Origin of the sequence: Maricaulis alexandrii (assembly GCF_005871165.1) — a bacterium.
GTDB lineage: Bacteria > Pseudomonadota > Alphaproteobacteria > Caulobacterales > Maricaulaceae > Maricaulis > Maricaulis alexandrii.
Genome location: NZ_SWKP01000007.1, coordinates 141089 through 154486 on the forward strand (window position 1 = coordinate 141089; position 13398 = coordinate 154486).

Annotated in this window: 13 protein-coding genes; 5 read left to right on the top strand and 8 right to left on the bottom strand. The window is 63.0% G+C overall.

Going from position 1 to position 13398, the window contains the following annotated elements; translation table 11 throughout:
* Positions 1–14 precede the first annotated feature (14 nt).
* Positions 15–431 (bottom strand): flagellar export protein FliJ, encoded by a 417-nt coding sequence (fliJ, locus tag FCS99_RS09760; protein ID WP_138511991.1) that lies wholly within the window; start codon positions 429–431, stop codon positions 15–17.
* Positions 428–1771: a flagellar protein export ATPase FliI gene (gene fliI, locus FCS99_RS09765; protein WP_138512521.1), complete on the bottom strand. Its 1344-nt coding sequence runs from the start codon at positions 1769–1771 to the stop codon at positions 428–430. Before fliI ends, fliJ begins: the two co-directional genes overlap by 4 nt.
* A gap of 527 nt (positions 1772–2298) precedes the next feature.
* Between fliI and ctrA the strand changes: the two genes are divergently transcribed.
* Both ctrA and FCS99_RS09775 read left to right on the top strand, forming a co-directional pair.
* Positions 2299–2994: a response regulator transcription factor CtrA gene (gene ctrA, locus FCS99_RS09770; RefSeq protein WP_138511993.1), complete on the top strand. Its 696-nt coding sequence runs from the start codon at positions 2299–2301 to the stop codon at positions 2992–2994.
* 137 nt (positions 2995–3131) lie between these two features.
* The gene (locus FCS99_RS09775; protein WP_138511995.1) at positions 3132–3746 is read left to right on the top strand and encodes a hypothetical protein; all 615 of its coding nucleotides are present in this window, start codon (positions 3132–3134) and stop codon (positions 3744–3746) included.
* Between the two features lie 67 nt (positions 3747–3813).
* Here FCS99_RS09775 and FCS99_RS09780 read toward each other — a convergent pair whose 3' ends face one another.
* From FCS99_RS09780 to chpT, 6 genes are all read right to left on the bottom strand, one after another.
* Positions 3814–4650, bottom strand: a complete 837-nt coding sequence (locus FCS99_RS09780; protein ID WP_138511997.1) for a CheR family methyltransferase — start codon at positions 4648–4650, stop codon at positions 3814–3816.
* 2 nt (positions 4651–4652) lie between these two features.
* Entirely contained in the window at positions 4653–5837 is a 1185-nt protein-coding gene (locus tag FCS99_RS09785) for a protein-glutamate methylesterase/protein-glutamine glutaminase (protein ID WP_138512000.1), read from the bottom strand.
* Positions 5838–5847: 10 nt separating this feature from the next.
* Positions 5848–6222, bottom strand: coding sequence for a response regulator (locus FCS99_RS09790; RefSeq protein ID WP_138512002.1), 375 nt, complete (start codon positions 6220–6222; stop codon positions 5848–5850).
* A 14-nt stretch (positions 6223–6236) separates the two neighbouring features.
* Positions 6237–6722, bottom strand: coding sequence for a chemotaxis protein CheW (locus FCS99_RS09795; protein ID WP_138512004.1), 486 nt, complete (start codon positions 6720–6722; stop codon positions 6237–6239).
* Complete coding sequence (locus tag FCS99_RS09800) at positions 6719–9514, bottom strand: chemotaxis protein CheW (RefSeq protein WP_138512006.1); 2796 nt, start codon at positions 9512–9514, stop codon at positions 6719–6721. Before FCS99_RS09800 ends, FCS99_RS09795 begins: the two co-directional genes overlap by 4 nt.
* 108 nt (positions 9515–9622) lie before the next feature.
* Entirely contained in the window at positions 9623–10294 is a 672-nt protein-coding gene (gene chpT, locus FCS99_RS09805) for a histidine phosphotransferase ChpT (protein WP_171036322.1), read from the bottom strand.
* A 227-nt stretch (positions 10295–10521) separates the two neighbouring features.
* On the opposite strand from chpT, the gene FCS99_RS09810 reads away from it, so the two are divergent.
* The 3 genes from FCS99_RS09810 (at position 10522) to FCS99_RS09820 (ending at position 13367) form a co-directional block, all read left to right on the top strand.
* Positions 10522–12003, top strand: a complete 1482-nt coding sequence (locus tag FCS99_RS09810) for a M23 family metallopeptidase (RefSeq protein WP_138512011.1) — start codon at positions 10522–10524, stop codon at positions 12001–12003.
* A 79-nt stretch (positions 12004–12082) separates the two neighbouring features.
* Positions 12083–12550: an arsenate reductase ArsC gene (locus FCS99_RS09815; RefSeq protein WP_138512013.1), complete on the top strand. Its 468-nt coding sequence runs from the start codon at positions 12083–12085 to the stop codon at positions 12548–12550.
* Between the two features lie 382 nt (positions 12551–12932).
* Positions 12933–13367, top strand: coding sequence for a glyoxalase superfamily protein (locus FCS99_RS09820; RefSeq protein WP_138512015.1), 435 nt, complete (start codon positions 12933–12935; stop codon positions 13365–13367).
* The last annotated feature ends 31 nt before the right edge of the window (positions 13368–13398 follow it).

The window sequence follows — 13398 nt, forward strand, 5'->3', positions numbered from 1 at the left end:
CCGGGACTTTTTTGTCAGTGCGGACGGGCGTGACGGATCTGCGCGATCTCGTCCAGCTCGTCCTGTTCGGCCTTGCGGACGGCTTCCTCGATCCGGGCCAGACGGCGCTCTTCCAGAAGCTCGTACTTTTTCAGTTCCTGGAAGGCTTCCGACAGGCGGGCCCGCAGGGCATCAGCCTGAACCTCGACCTCGTCCAGCGAGAGGCGGATGTTTTCCTTCCGCTTGATCACGGCCTGGGCATAAGACCCGTAGGCAACAAAGCCTTCCTTGGATTCCGTCGCAGCCGCCTGCTCTTCCGGCACCGAGGCTTCCAGGCGCTCGATCTGGTCGATCAGGGATTGGCGCGAGCGGTCGAGCTCGGCCATCTGTTTCTGCAATTCTTCAACCTTGAACCGGGCCAGCCGGATCAGGGGTTCATGTGAGCGGGTCATGAGCGCTCTCCTTTACCACCACCCAAAATCTCGGCCAGCATGGCGAAGGTCGTCGGAATGTCCGCCGCCTCGTCTTTTTGCTGCCCGAGGAATGCTTCCAACGGTTCGTTGAGAGCAATCGCCCGGTCCACCACCGGGTTCGATCCCTGGGTGTAAGCTCCCAGTCGGATCAATTCTTCCATGTCGGCATAGGACGACAGGTATTTGCGCGCTTCGGCCACCAGCGGACGCTGCTCGGGGTCGAAGACCTCCGGCGCGGTCCGGCTGACCGATTTGAGAACATCAATGGCCGGATAGCGGCCGCGTTCGGCGATCGCCCGGCTCATCACCACGTGGCCATCCAGGATACCGCGCACGGCATCGGCGATCGGTTCATTATGGTCGTCACCATCGACCAGAACCGTGAACAGGCCGGTGATCGTGCCCGTCTTGCCGCCATCCTGGCGCACGGGACCAGGGCCGGCGCGCTCCAGCAGGCGCGGCAGTTCGGCAAACACGGACGGAGTGTAACCCCGTGTCGTCGGCGGCTCGCCGGCCGCCAGACCGATCTCGCGCTGGGCGAGCGCAAAACGGGTCACGCTGTCCATCAGGCAGAGGACATCCAGCCCCTGATCGCGGAAATACTCCGCCGTGGTCAGGGTCAGGTGCGCCGCCTGGCGACGGGCCAGGGCGGGCGCGTCCGAGGTCTCGGTAATCACGACAGAGCGCTTGCGGCCTTCCGGACCCAGCACATCCTCGACGAACTCACGGGCTTCACGACCCCGTTCACCGATCAGGCCGATCACGATGACATCCGCATCACAGGCCCGGGCCAGCATGGACATCAGGACCGACTTGCCGACACCGGAGCCGGCGAAGATGCCCAGGCGCTGGCCGCGGCGCATCGGAACGAAACCGTTCAGGACACGCACGCCCAGATCCAGGCGGTCGCCCAGACGGGCCCGTCCATGGGCGCTCGGCGGATTGCCTTTCAGCGGATAGGGGTGATTGCCCTCATGCAGGCTTCCCTGCCCGTCCAGCGGACGGCCGAAACCATCCAGTACCCGGCCGAGCCAAGCCTGCGAGGGGCGCACGCGCGCCGCTTCCGGCTGCAGATAAACCTTGGCCCCGGGCCGGACACCTTCCAGCGGGCCGAACGGCATCATCAGGGCGGTTTCGCCCCGGAAGCCGACAATTTCACATTCGGCAGATCCTTGGGACGTTTCGATTCGGGCATGCGCACCCAGCGAGAGGCCCGCCTTGGGGCCCTCGGCTTCGACGAGCAAACCATTGAGCGCACACACGCGGCCTTCCAGCACGCGGTCGTCCAGGCGCTCAATGCGATTGATCAGGGTCTGCATCATTACGGGATGGCCCGCCTCTCAAACGTACGGCGTTGGGTGCCGGTACGCGCTCACCCTACACCCCAGCCGGTTGCCTTGGTGTAAACACCCGGCATTTTTTGCAGGGGCGGAGTGACGATTCTTCGCAAGCCCCGGATTCCGATTCTGAAATTGAGTCCCGGCCTCAGGAAATTCAGGTGTGGAAAACCGATTCTGCCGAAATCACGCGTCCCGGCCCCGGATTTCGGCTCAGAATCCGCCGCTTGGAGACGGAAACTGGCTATACTTTATGCGTGTTATATTTGATCAATCCACAATGATTTGAGTCATTTCCGGCGATCCTGAGCGCGTTAACCCTTGAATGGTTAACGCGATTTGCGAATCAACTGCTTTCCGGAAATTCGGCTTTCCTGACGATTCCACAACCCAGTCAAGCCGCAGTTAACTTTCGTTAAGGGTTTCCGCCTAGCGTCCAAATAAGGTTAATCACGAGGTGAGGCCGGGCGGCACTGATTCGTCCGGTAAGGCAAACCGGAGGCGAACCAATGCGGGTTCTTCTGATTGAGGACGATCGGGCGACGGCCCAGTCCATCGAGCTCATGCTGAAGTCTGACGGCTTCAACATCTACACGACTGATCTGGGCGAAGAGGGTGTCGATCTCGGCAAGCTCTACGACTACGACATTATTCTTCTGGACCTGAACCTGCCCGACATGCCGGGCTTCGACGTCCTGAAGACACTTCGCATGTCGAAAATCGACACGCCGATCCTGATCCTGACCGGCAATGCCGATATCGACAACAAGGTCCGGGGTCTCGGCTGTGGCGCTGACGACTACATGACCAAGCCCTTCCACAAGGATGAGATGATCGCGCGCATTCACGCCATCGTCCGTCGCTCCAAGGGCCATTCCCAGTCGATCATCCGCACCGGTTCGATCGCCGTGAACCTCGATGCCAAGACGGTCGAGGTCGAAGGCCAGCGCGTGCACCTGACCGGCAAGGAATACCAGATGCTGGAGCTGCTCTCCCTGCGCAAGGGGACGACGCTCACCAAGGAAATGTTCCTGAACCACCTTTATGGCGGCATGGACGAGCCGGAACTGAAGATCATCGACGTCTTCATCTGCAAGCTCCGCAAGAAGCTGGCAGCGGCCACCCAGGGCGAACATTTCATCGAAACCGTCTGGGGCCGTGGCTATGTGCTGCGTGACCCGGTTGAGGAAAAAGCCGCCTCCTGACCGGCCTCACATCTCGACCTTGAAAAGCCCGGGCGCCTGCGCCCGGGCTTTTTCATGTCCGTCGGCCTCCCCCGTTCGGGGGTTTGGAACCCCCGGAATTCACCTCTAGTGATGTTTTGCAATCAAGGGGGAAACCGATGCGCTGGTTTATGTCACTCTGCCTGAGCCTGGGTCTGTCATCATCGGCTTGGGCCGATGAGGTGGACGATGCGGAGACGATCGTCGCCGAAATTCTGACACGCCTGGCGGACGTGAGCGGCGTCACCATCGACGACCCCGACCATCTCCGTCGCGTGCTCGCAACGGATCTCCAGCCGTTTTCAGATGAGGCGGATGCGCGCGGCGTGCAGTGGGCCACCAGCTACCGGATGGATTTCAAGGCCAGCGAAGTCGATCGGCATGATGCGGACGGCACTCCCATTCCCCTCGACCCAGCCACGCTGGAGGGTGAAGATCTCATGCCGGAACCGGATGACGGCTGCGATCCGGCGATCGCCTACCCGCTTTCGGAAGGCTCGACGGCCGATGCAAGCTGGCAACGCTGCGGCTGGTTCGAGGCCGACGAGACCGGTTACTACTTCATCGATTTTTCCGAACTGCTCTACGGCCGGGACGGCAATTATCGCTGGCTTCGTTTCGGCATCGCCCTGCACTCGCCCGATGAGGCCTACGTCCAGGAAATGGCGCCAAGCGCCACCGCCCTGCTGAATACGCTCATGGACAGTGTGAGGGCCGCATCGGTGGACGACTGACACAAAGAAAGAGGGCGCCGCATCAGTCGATGCAGCGCCCTTTTTCTGTCTGGAATGGCCGGTAGCGCTAGGCTGCGGCGGACTTGGCCACACCCGCCTTGCCATAGAGACCGCGACGGCCTTCGACCGGCGCATAGTCCTGGGACAGGCCGACCACGGTTTCCGCGGCCCCCATGATCAAATAGCCATCCGGTGCCGTCTGGGCCGCCAGGCGCGACAGGACACGCTTCTTGGTGTCGGCATCGAAATAGATCAGCACATTGCGGCAGAAGATCACGTCAAAGCTGCCCATATTGGAGAAATTCTCCAGCAGGTTCTGTTTCTGGAAATTCACCATGGCGCGGATGTTCGGCTTGATCCGCCACTGATCGCCCTGCTGTTCGAAATGCTGGACGAGCCGCTGGATCGCGAGGCCGCGCTGGACCTCGAACTGCGAATAGACGCCAGCCTTGGCCTTTTCCAGGACGCGCGGCGCCATGTCCGTGGCCACGATCTCGAAACGCAGATTGCCGATACGGGCGCGTTCCTCTTCCAGCATCATGGCCAGGGAATAGGGTTCCTGGCCGGAGGAGCAGGCGGCGCACCAGATCCGGATCGAACCCGACGCGCCCCGCGCCCGTGACAGCACCGGCAGGATTTCCTGCTTGAACAGGTCAAACGGCGTATTGTCCCGGAAGAAGAAGGTCTCGTGCGTCGCCAGGGCTTCGGTGATCTGCCACAGGATGCGGTCATTGGGATCGCGCTTGGCCGCCCCGATCAGCGCTTCGATGGACGGAAAACCTTCCGCACGGGCCAGTGGCGCCAGACGGCTCTCCAGCAAATAGCCCTTGTCCGTCGACAGCACCAGGCCGGAGCGTTTATAGGCCTGCTCGGCCACGAATTTGATATCGTCAGTGCTGATCATGGCTACATTCCATTCTTCGCGCGCTGGGCAATGCCCGCGCCGATTTTCGCCAGGGGCAGGATTTCGTCGGCCAGGCCGGCTTCAGCGACGGCTCCGGGCATGCCCCAGACCACGCTGGTGGCCTCGTCCTGCGCCAGGATGGTACCGCCGGCATTGCGCAGATGACGGCAGCCTTCGCGACCGTCATGTCCCATGCCGGTCAGGATGATGCCGAGCGAACGCCCGCCCGTCGCTTCCGCCACCGACTGGAAAAGCGGGTCGACGGCGGGACGGCAGAAATTGATCGGCGGCGTCTGGTCCAGCACGGCGTAGTAGCCGGCCGCATCCTTGCGCACCGTCATGTGGAAATCACCCGGCGCGATATAGAGACCGCCACCGGTCAGGCGTTCACCATCCTCGGCTTCCTTGCAGCGCAAGGGGCAGGCCTTGGACAGGTGTTCCGCCAGGATCTTCGTGAACAGGGCCGGCATGTGCTGGGCAATCACGATTGGTGCCCGCAGGTCCGCCGTGAAAGCGGCCGCGACATCGCGCAGCGCCTGCGGCCCGCCCGTGGACGACCCGATGGCAATGATTTCCGGCTTGCAGGCATGTCGCTGTCCGGGCGTGCGCGGCGGCGCCTTGGCGGACGCGGGCATGGGACGGCGCACAGGTGCAGACGGCGCAGCCGGAGCACTGGCCGGCGGGGCCGAGCGGGCTGCCGGAGCGGCCGGGCTCGCCGGGATGTCACGTTGCGTGGGAACCGGCGGAATCGGACGCGGGGCCAGGGCTTTCAGCTTGGCCAGAAGGTCGCGCCGGAACTCCTCCGCACCGGCCAGACGGCCGGCCTGGGGTTTCGGGGCATAGTCCGCCGCCCCCATGGACAGGGCGCGGATCGTCACTTCACCGCCACGGCGGGTCAGGGTCGACGCCATTACGACCTTGGCGGTCGGCACGGTCTTGAGCAAAAGCGGGAGGGCGGCGAGGCCGTCCATCTTGGGCATTTCGACATCAAGCACGATCAGGTCGGGCTTGAGGTCCTGGGCCTTTTTCAGACCCTGTTCGCCATCGACCGCGGAACCGACAAGGTGCAGGTCCTTGTCTTCCTCGACCCAACGGGTCATCAGCCCCCGCGCGACGGCGGAGTCGTCAATGACCAGAACTTTGGCGATGGATGTTGCGGGCGCGCCGTTGGGGGCGAGTTCCGGCATGGGAAACTCCTCAGGAGGCGCGGATCAATCCGGTCTGTTGGAACTTGGATTCGATGATGTCACCGTCGAAAGGCTTCATGACGTATTCGTCAGCACCGGCCCGCAGGGCTTCGGTGATGTGCGCCATGTCATTCTCGGTCGTGCAGAAGACGACGACAGGGGTATCGCCGCCCTCTTCACGGCGCAGCGCCTTGACGAAGTCGAGCCCGTTCATGACCGGCATGTTCCAGTCGAGGAGCACGGCATCGGGCATCTGCTTGCGGCAGGCCTCAAGCGCTTCGGACCCGTCCGCCGCCTCGACACAGTTGAATTCGAGTTCTTCAATGATCTTGCGGGCGACTTTCCGGATGACCCGGGAATCGTCCACGACGAGACAGGTTTTCATGCCCTTACCCCTCCTCAGGCCGCTTCGTTCTTGCGGGCCGCCGTTCCGATCACGGCCGATACGTCCAGCACGGCGAGCAATTCTTTTTCCAGCCGGTGAACCCCCTTCACCATGGAACGCCAATTGGCGTCGACATGGGCGGGAACCGGTTCCAGCTCCGACCGCGGACGGCGAAGCACTTCACCGACACTGTCCACGATAAGTCCGAAGATTTCATTGCCGCGCTCGACGCCGAGCGCCATGCCGGTTTCGGTTTTCTCGCGCGGCGTCAGGCCCATGCGGCGACGCGCGTCGATCGCGGTGACAATCCGGCCACGCAGGTTGAGCAGGCCGGCGACCTCATCCGGGGCGCGCGGGACATACGTCACCGATTGCGGCGCGAACACTTCGCGGATCTGGTCAACCGGGGCGCCGAACAGCTGGTCCCCGATACGGACGGAGACGTATTCATTCATCGCCTCGGCGCTGAGCTCGTTAGAGTGGGTGTGATGCTCACTCATGCCACTTTCTCCTCTTGGGACACCTCGTCGAGGGCCGCAATCAGGGCACCGCGATCAGACCGCGGCAGAACCATGGTCAGGCCTTCAGCCTGCGTGTCTTCCGGCCAATCCGTGACGGCCAGGGCCGGCAGGTTGGTCCACAGACCGTCCTTGCGGATACGGTCCAGGGCGCTGGGGTCACCCACAAGCGCATCGAACTGTTCGCCCGCTTCGGCGATCGCCTTGACTTCATGCATGCCCCCCGACGGGGTCACGTCATAACCGGCCGCAGCCAGCAGCGGGGCGATCATGCGGCGCGCAAAGGCGTCGGCATCGACCAGCAGGACCTTGCGGCGGCGCGAGGACGACCGGCGCTGGATGTCGCCGGCGCGCGACTGGTCGAGATACCAGGCGATGTCGACCACATCCGTGGCCTTGCCCTTGATGATGGCGGAGCCGATGACGCCCTGCTTGTCCGAGGACATCTGCAGGTCGACGCGCTCTTCGACCACATCGACGATCTCGTCGACGGCGAGGCCGATGGAGGTGTGGTTCTCGGCAAAAACGAGCACCGGCTGGCGCTGGCCTTCGCGTTCCACCACGTCCGCACCCAGCGGCACGATCGGCATGAGGCGGCCACGATACTGGACGACCCGGCGGCCATTGGTGTTTTCCAGGGCCGTGAGATCGAACTCTTCCAGACGCGTGACCAGGGCCAGCGGCACGGCCTTGGGCTCTTCGCCACCGGCGCGCACCAGAAGCAGGCGCTGCGTCTGCTGATCCAGTTCCGTAACGGATGCCGACTGACCTTCGATGACCACATCCTCTTCCATGGCAGAGATGATTTCGCCCGCCAGGCCGTTCGGATCCAGGATCATGATCACGGAGCCGTCGCCCAGGATGGTTGCTCCGGAATAGGCCTGCACATTGCGCAGGGATTCCGACAGCGGTTTCACGACGATTTCCTCGGTGTCGAGGACATTGTCGACCACCAGGCCGACATTGCGGCCACCGGCGTCCAGCACCACCACGAAAGCGGCCTGATCGTCGCCGGTCTGCGTGGCTTCACCGACACCCAGGACATTGTGCAGGTCGATGATCGGCATCAGGCGGTCACGCAGGCGCATGACCTGGGCCCCCTGAAGGTTCTCGACGGAATGTTCGGACCCGGCACCGACCCGGACCAGTTCGCGGACAGCGAGCTGCGGGATGGCGAAGCGTTCCTCGTCACAACCGACAATCAGGGCCGACACGATGGCCAGGGTCAGCGGAATCTTGATCGAGAAGTGCGATCCGCGGCCCGCCGTGGAGGACACGTCCACCACGCCACCGATCTGCTCAATATTGGTGCGCACCACATCCATGCCGACGCCCCGGCCGGACAGGTTGGTGACTTTCGCCGCCGTGGAGAAGCCCGGCGCGAAGATGAAGCGATGGATCTGCGCTTCCGTCATGCGCTCCAGCTCATCATGCGTGGTCAGGCCTTTTTCCAGGGCCTTTTCACCGATGCGCTGCGTATCCAGACCTTTGCCGTCATCGGCAATGGAGATGATGATGTGACCGCCTTCATGATAGGCGGACAGCTTGATCGTGCCCTTTTCGGACTTGCCCGCAGCGGCCCGCTCGGCCGGCATCTCGAGGCCGTGGTCGGCCGAGTTGCGGACCATGTGGGTCAGCGGATCCTTGATCAGTTCGAGAACCTGGCGGTCCAGCTCGGTGTCCTGGCCTTCCATGACCAGTTCGATTTTCTTGCCCAGATCGGTGGACACGTCGCGGATGATCCGCGGCAGTTTGCGCCAGGCATCGCCGATCGGCTGCATGCGGGTCTTCATGACGCCGTCCTGCAGCTCGCCGGTCACGGCCGACAGGCGCTGGAGCGGACCCTTCAACTCGTCATCTTCCAGTCCGCGAACGGTCTGCATCAGCTGGTTCCGGGTCAGAACGAGTTCCGACACGGTCGTCATCAGGGCTTCCAGGACATCGACGCCCACGCGAACGGTCTGCTGGACCCGCGGGCCACCTTCGCCATGATTGCCCTCGGTACCACCCTTGAGTTCCGCCATGGCGGACTGCAGGGCTTCTTCCTGGCTCATGTCTTCAGTGATGAAATCGGATTTGACCGCAACCGGCTGCTCCGGGGCAACGGCAGCTTCGGCTTCAGTATTCTGGAACGCCGCTTCCAGTTCGGCGGCAGACACTTCACCCGGACGCAGTTCACGACCCAGTTCCGGGTCGAAATCGCCGACACCCAGATGCTCGACCGGTTCGGACGGCGCGGCCTCGGCAGCGGCCGGCTCCATGCCCGGGTCAATATCGGCACTCTGGAAAGCCGCTTCCAGATCGGCCAGGGACACTTCACCCGGGCGCAGTTCGCGACCCAGGTCCTCATCCCAATTGTCCGGTTTGGCCGGCGCTTCCTGTTCGGCGCCTTCCAGCTTGCCCATCGCAGCATCTTCCAGACGGGAGATCAGCGCCGCGTCATCGCCAGCCGGTTCCTGACCCGTGGCTTCGAGCGATTCCAGCAATTCCTTGATCTGGTCGATCGCCTGGAGAACCAGGGTCACCATCGGCGGCGAAACCTTCAGTTCGCCATCGCGGAACTTGCCCAGAAGGGTCTCACCGGCATGGGCGACTGCTTCCAGTCGAGGCAGGCCCAGAAAGCCGCACGTCCCTTTGACGGTGTGAAGAAGACGGAAAATGTTGTCGAGAATGGCCCGGTCTTCCGGATTGTTCTCGAAACGCACCAGTTCGGAATCGATGACGTCCAGGCTCTCCGCCGTTTCCGTCAGGAATTCACTGATGAGATCGTCCATAGCATGCCCCGTATACGGTAGTGATTTCACCGCACACTGGCAGGCCTTAGTTAACGGACTCTTGGCCTCAGGGATCGTTGTGTGAATACGATATGAGTTCGGACAATTTTATCCAATCATGCCTTCCACAGGCTTAAGCAGGGCCTGGAACTCGACCCGCTCACCGTCGGCCTGGGCGCTGACACGACCCCCGGCACTCCGGGCGATCAGCGCCGTGTAGTAGGGCTGGATCGAGCGGCCATCAAAACCGTTCTCCGGCGCTTTGCCCTCCAGGGCGAGAGCCGTTCCCTCTTCCAGACGGGCGCGCGGCCCTTCCGTCACGACGCGCAGGCGCGCGCCGCCGGCAGAAGACGTGGCCTCGACCGTGACCGTCCCGCCCCGCGGCGCGGCATCGACACCGAGCGAACACAGGTTCAGCAGAAGACGTCCGGCAGATTTTTCCAGACCGGAGGCTTCGACCTTCCAGACGATTTCCGGCTTGAACGCCTTGTACATGTTTTCCGTCAGGCGCTGCAGCTCGCGGCAATCAAGAACACCGGGCGCCGAGCCGCCACCGCCAAAGGCCAGGCGGGCAAACTCCAGCTTGGCCTGGGCCTGGCGCGAACTCTCGCGGACCAGTTCCATGGCATCCTCGTGCATGTCCCCAGAGTCCGGATCATCAATCACACTCAGGGCAGCGCCCAGGGCAGACACGGGGCTGACAAGATCATGACACAGCCGGGAGCACAGGAGTGCAGAGAGCTGTTCGGCGGCGAGTTCGGACGGAAATTCATCAAGCATGGGGTAATCGATACACGATTCTCGCGTCCGCTCCCGCGTTTTAACAGCGCGCGCTTATGAAACATTCAGCGGAAAGGTCTTGGCAACCGGATCAGTCCAAGACATGATTCGCTCCCGGTTGGAGGGGGCACTCGAACCGATACGACACACAGGTTTCGGTGCGAGTTTTGCTAGACATCCCGTGTAAGCCACGTGGCGTTAGAAGCTGACCGGAGTTTGGGCACCTTATGTCCTCATTTGATGTATCCCGCGCCGATGCTCACCGCACCCGCGGCCTTGTCGCTGCTGCCAGTCTGAGCCTGTCTGCCATCCTGCTGTTTGCCCTGATGACGGGCCATGAACCGCAAAGCGATGCCGCGACACTCGAACGCGAACCGGTGACGGAACCCATCCAGGTCTCCAACGACACGCAAACAACGGAAGCCACGACCGTTGCAGAACGGCACAGGGCCACCGAACCGCCCGCCATGAGCCTGGCCTTTCCGTCCGATATCATTGCGTTGAACGACGCCGCCTTTCTGGACTGCACGCGCTGCGCGACCACGATCCAGGTCGAGCGCGAAGTCCCGCGGGGCGGGACGCTGGCCGGACTGCTCGACGATGCCGGCATTGACCGGGTCGAGGCCGCCCGCGCCATTTCCGCGCTGAACACTCTTTATGATCTGCGCTATCTGCGCGCAGGTCAGGACATCCGTCTTTATGTCGAAACGACGCCGGGTCTTGACGGCGAAGCCGCCGAGCTGCGCCTCAACGGCCTGTCCTTCCGCCCCGATGTGGAACGCTCCATCACGGTCGCCCGCACCTGGAACGACGAATACCGGGCCCGGGAGACGATCGCCCAATTCGACCGGGAAATGGTCCGATCGACCGGGGAGATCACCACCTCGCTCTATGTCGATGCCCTCAATGCCGGGGCCACCGACCGCGTGGTTGTCGAACTGGCCGGCGTGCTCGCCTATGCCATCGACTTCCAGCGCTCCATCCAGCCGGGCGACGGGTTCGACATCGTGTTCGAACGCTTTGTCGACGAAGAGGGCGACACCGCCCGCACGGGTGACATTCTCTATGCGCGCTATGAAGGCCGCGGCGAGCCCAAGGAATTCTTCCGTTATGAAACGCCGGACGGGATTGTAGGCTATTACAGTGGTGACGGGGCCAGCGCCCAGCGTCTGCTGATGCTGACGCCGATCAATGGCGCCCGCCTGTCCTCGCACTTCTCGCGCGCCCGGCGCCACCCGATCCTGGGCTATACCCGCCGCCATAACGGCACCGATTTCGCAGCTCCGCGCGGCACCCCGGTCTATGCGGCCGGCAATGGCGTCGTGGAACGGGCCAACCGTTATGGCAGTTTCGGCAATTATGTCCGGATCCGCCACGCCAACGGCTTTGAGACGGCCTATGCCCATTTGAACGGGTTTGCCCGCAATATCCGCGCTGGCACCCGCGTCACCCAGGGCCAGGTGATCGCCTATGTCGGCACGACCGGCCGCTCGACCGGGCCCCACCTGCACTATGAAGTCCACCACAATGGCACGCCGGTGAACCCGATGACGCTGGACCTGCCCACGGGTCGCCAGCTGAATGAAGACGAGATCCCGTTGTTCGAAGCGGAACGGGACCGCATCCTGGCCATCCGCGATGCCGCTGCCAACGCAGCCGGGACATCGGACACGCCGCAAGTCGCCGAAAACGGCTCCGGCGCACAATAGGCCCGAAAACACTTCATTGAATGTTGAAATGAAGCCGCGTCCGGGTTAGAGGCAAGTCTCCTCTGACCCGGACGTTGTCATGTTGAACATCCTCATCCTCTGCACCGGCAATTCCGCCCGCTCCATCCTGGGCGAAGTCCTGGTCACCGCCCTCGGCCAGGGCCGGTTGCAGGGCTTCTCCGCCGGCTCCCAGCCCAAGGGCCAACCGCACCCGATGGCGCTGGAAACCCTGAAAGCCCATGGTCATTCCATCGACGGCGTGCGCTCGAAATCCTGGGATGAATTCGCCACCGGAGCCGCCCCGCGGATCAACGCCGTGATCACCGTCTGCGACAGCGCCGCCGCCGAAGTCTGCCCGGTCTGGCCCGGCGCTCCGGTCAAGGCCCATTGGGGCCTGCCCGACCCGGCCCATATCGAGGATGACGCCGAATGCCGGGCTGCGTTCGAGGCGACGTATGAGGCGCTTGCGGAGCGGATTGGAAGGCTATTGGAGGCGTTGGAGGGAGATGATGAGGCGGCTTTGAAGCAGGCTCTCCTCGCAGTCTGACATCCAATCTTGTCATCCCTGACGGATGGCCTGCGAAAGCAGGCCGCAGATCAGGGACCCATTTGAGCGGCAAGCCCTACGCTCCTGCCCTGCATCCCCACCCAGCGAACCCGGACGGCCCATGGGTCCCGGACTTCCGCCCGGCTCGAGGCCGGGCCTCCATCCGGGATGACAAATGTGACGTGGTCACGTCCCGATTGACCCGCACGCGCCCAGGCGCTAAACGCCACGCACGGTTCAGGAGATACCGGCCGCCCGCAGGCGCAAGCCATGGTGAAATCTCTTTCAAGACTGATCTTTGCCACAGCGATTATCGTGCGGCGAGATGGCAAGGCGGGCCCCATCGAGAAGACCGCATGCTGATTGCATGAGGCTGAAGACCATGTCGAATACCCCCCTACCCCCGCTTGCGGCCCTGAAGGCCCAGGCCAAACGCTTGCGCAAATCCCTCGAAGCCGAGGGCAATTTCTTGACGCATTCCGAAACGCTGGAACTCGTCGCCAGCCAATACGGCTATCGCGACTGGAACACGCTGCACGCGGCAGCCGGCAATCGTCCGGCCGAGCCCTTGTTCGTGGGCGCCAAAGTGTCCGGCACCTATCTGGGCCAGACCTTCACGGGCGAGGTCAAATCCCTCTCCCGGCTCAATGATGGCGCCCGCTACCGGCTCACGCTCGATCTCGACGAGGCTGTCGATGTGGTGACGTTCGAGAGTTTCTCGGCCTTCCGGAAACGGATCAATGGCACCATCAACCGCGATGGCCGCTCCGCGTCGAAGACCTCGAACGGACGGCCGCATCTGGAGCTGGCGCTCTAGCGGACATGAAAAGGGGCGGACCTTGAAGGTC

Excerpts from the sequence above, each read along its gene's own strand:
- fliJ (WP_138511991.1), bottom strand. The coding sequence starts at position 431 with ATGACCCGCTCACATGAACCCCTGATCCGGCTGGCCCGGTTCAAGGTT.
- fliI (WP_138512521.1), bottom strand. The coding sequence starts at position 1,771 with ATGCAGACCCTGATCAATCGCATTGAGCGCCTGGACGACCGCGTGCTG.
- ctrA (WP_138511993.1), top strand. The coding sequence starts at position 2,299 with ATGCGGGTTCTTCTGATTGAGGACGATCGGGCGACGGCCCAGTCCATC.
- FCS99_RS09775 (WP_138511995.1), top strand. The coding sequence starts at position 3,132 with ATGCGCTGGTTTATGTCACTCTGCCTGAGCCTGGGTCTGTCATCATCG.
- FCS99_RS09780 (WP_138511997.1), bottom strand. The coding sequence starts at position 4,650 with ATGATCAGCACTGACGATATCAAATTCGTGGCCGAGCAGGCCTATAAA.
- FCS99_RS09785 (WP_138512000.1), bottom strand. The coding sequence starts at position 5,837 with ATGCCGGAACTCGCCCCCAACGGCGCGCCCGCAACATCCATCGCCAAA.
- FCS99_RS09790 (WP_138512002.1), bottom strand. The coding sequence starts at position 6,222 with ATGAAAACCTGTCTCGTCGTGGACGATTCCCGGGTCATCCGGAAAGTC.
- FCS99_RS09795 (WP_138512004.1), bottom strand. The coding sequence starts at position 6,722 with ATGAGTGAGCATCACACCCACTCTAACGAGCTCAGCGCCGAGGCGATG.
- FCS99_RS09800 (WP_138512006.1), bottom strand. The coding sequence starts at position 9,514 with ATGGACGATCTCATCAGTGAATTCCTGACGGAAACGGCGGAGAGCCTG.
- chpT (WP_171036322.1), bottom strand. The coding sequence starts at position 10,294 with ATGCTTGATGAATTTCCGTCCGAACTCGCCGCCGAACAGCTCTCTGCA.
- FCS99_RS09810 (WP_138512011.1), top strand. The coding sequence starts at position 10,522 with ATGTCCTCATTTGATGTATCCCGCGCCGATGCTCACCGCACCCGCGGC.
- FCS99_RS09815 (WP_138512013.1), top strand. The coding sequence starts at position 12,083 with ATGTTGAACATCCTCATCCTCTGCACCGGCAATTCCGCCCGCTCCATC.
- FCS99_RS09820 (WP_138512015.1), top strand. The coding sequence starts at position 12,933 with ATGTCGAATACCCCCCTACCCCCGCTTGCGGCCCTGAAGGCCCAGGCC.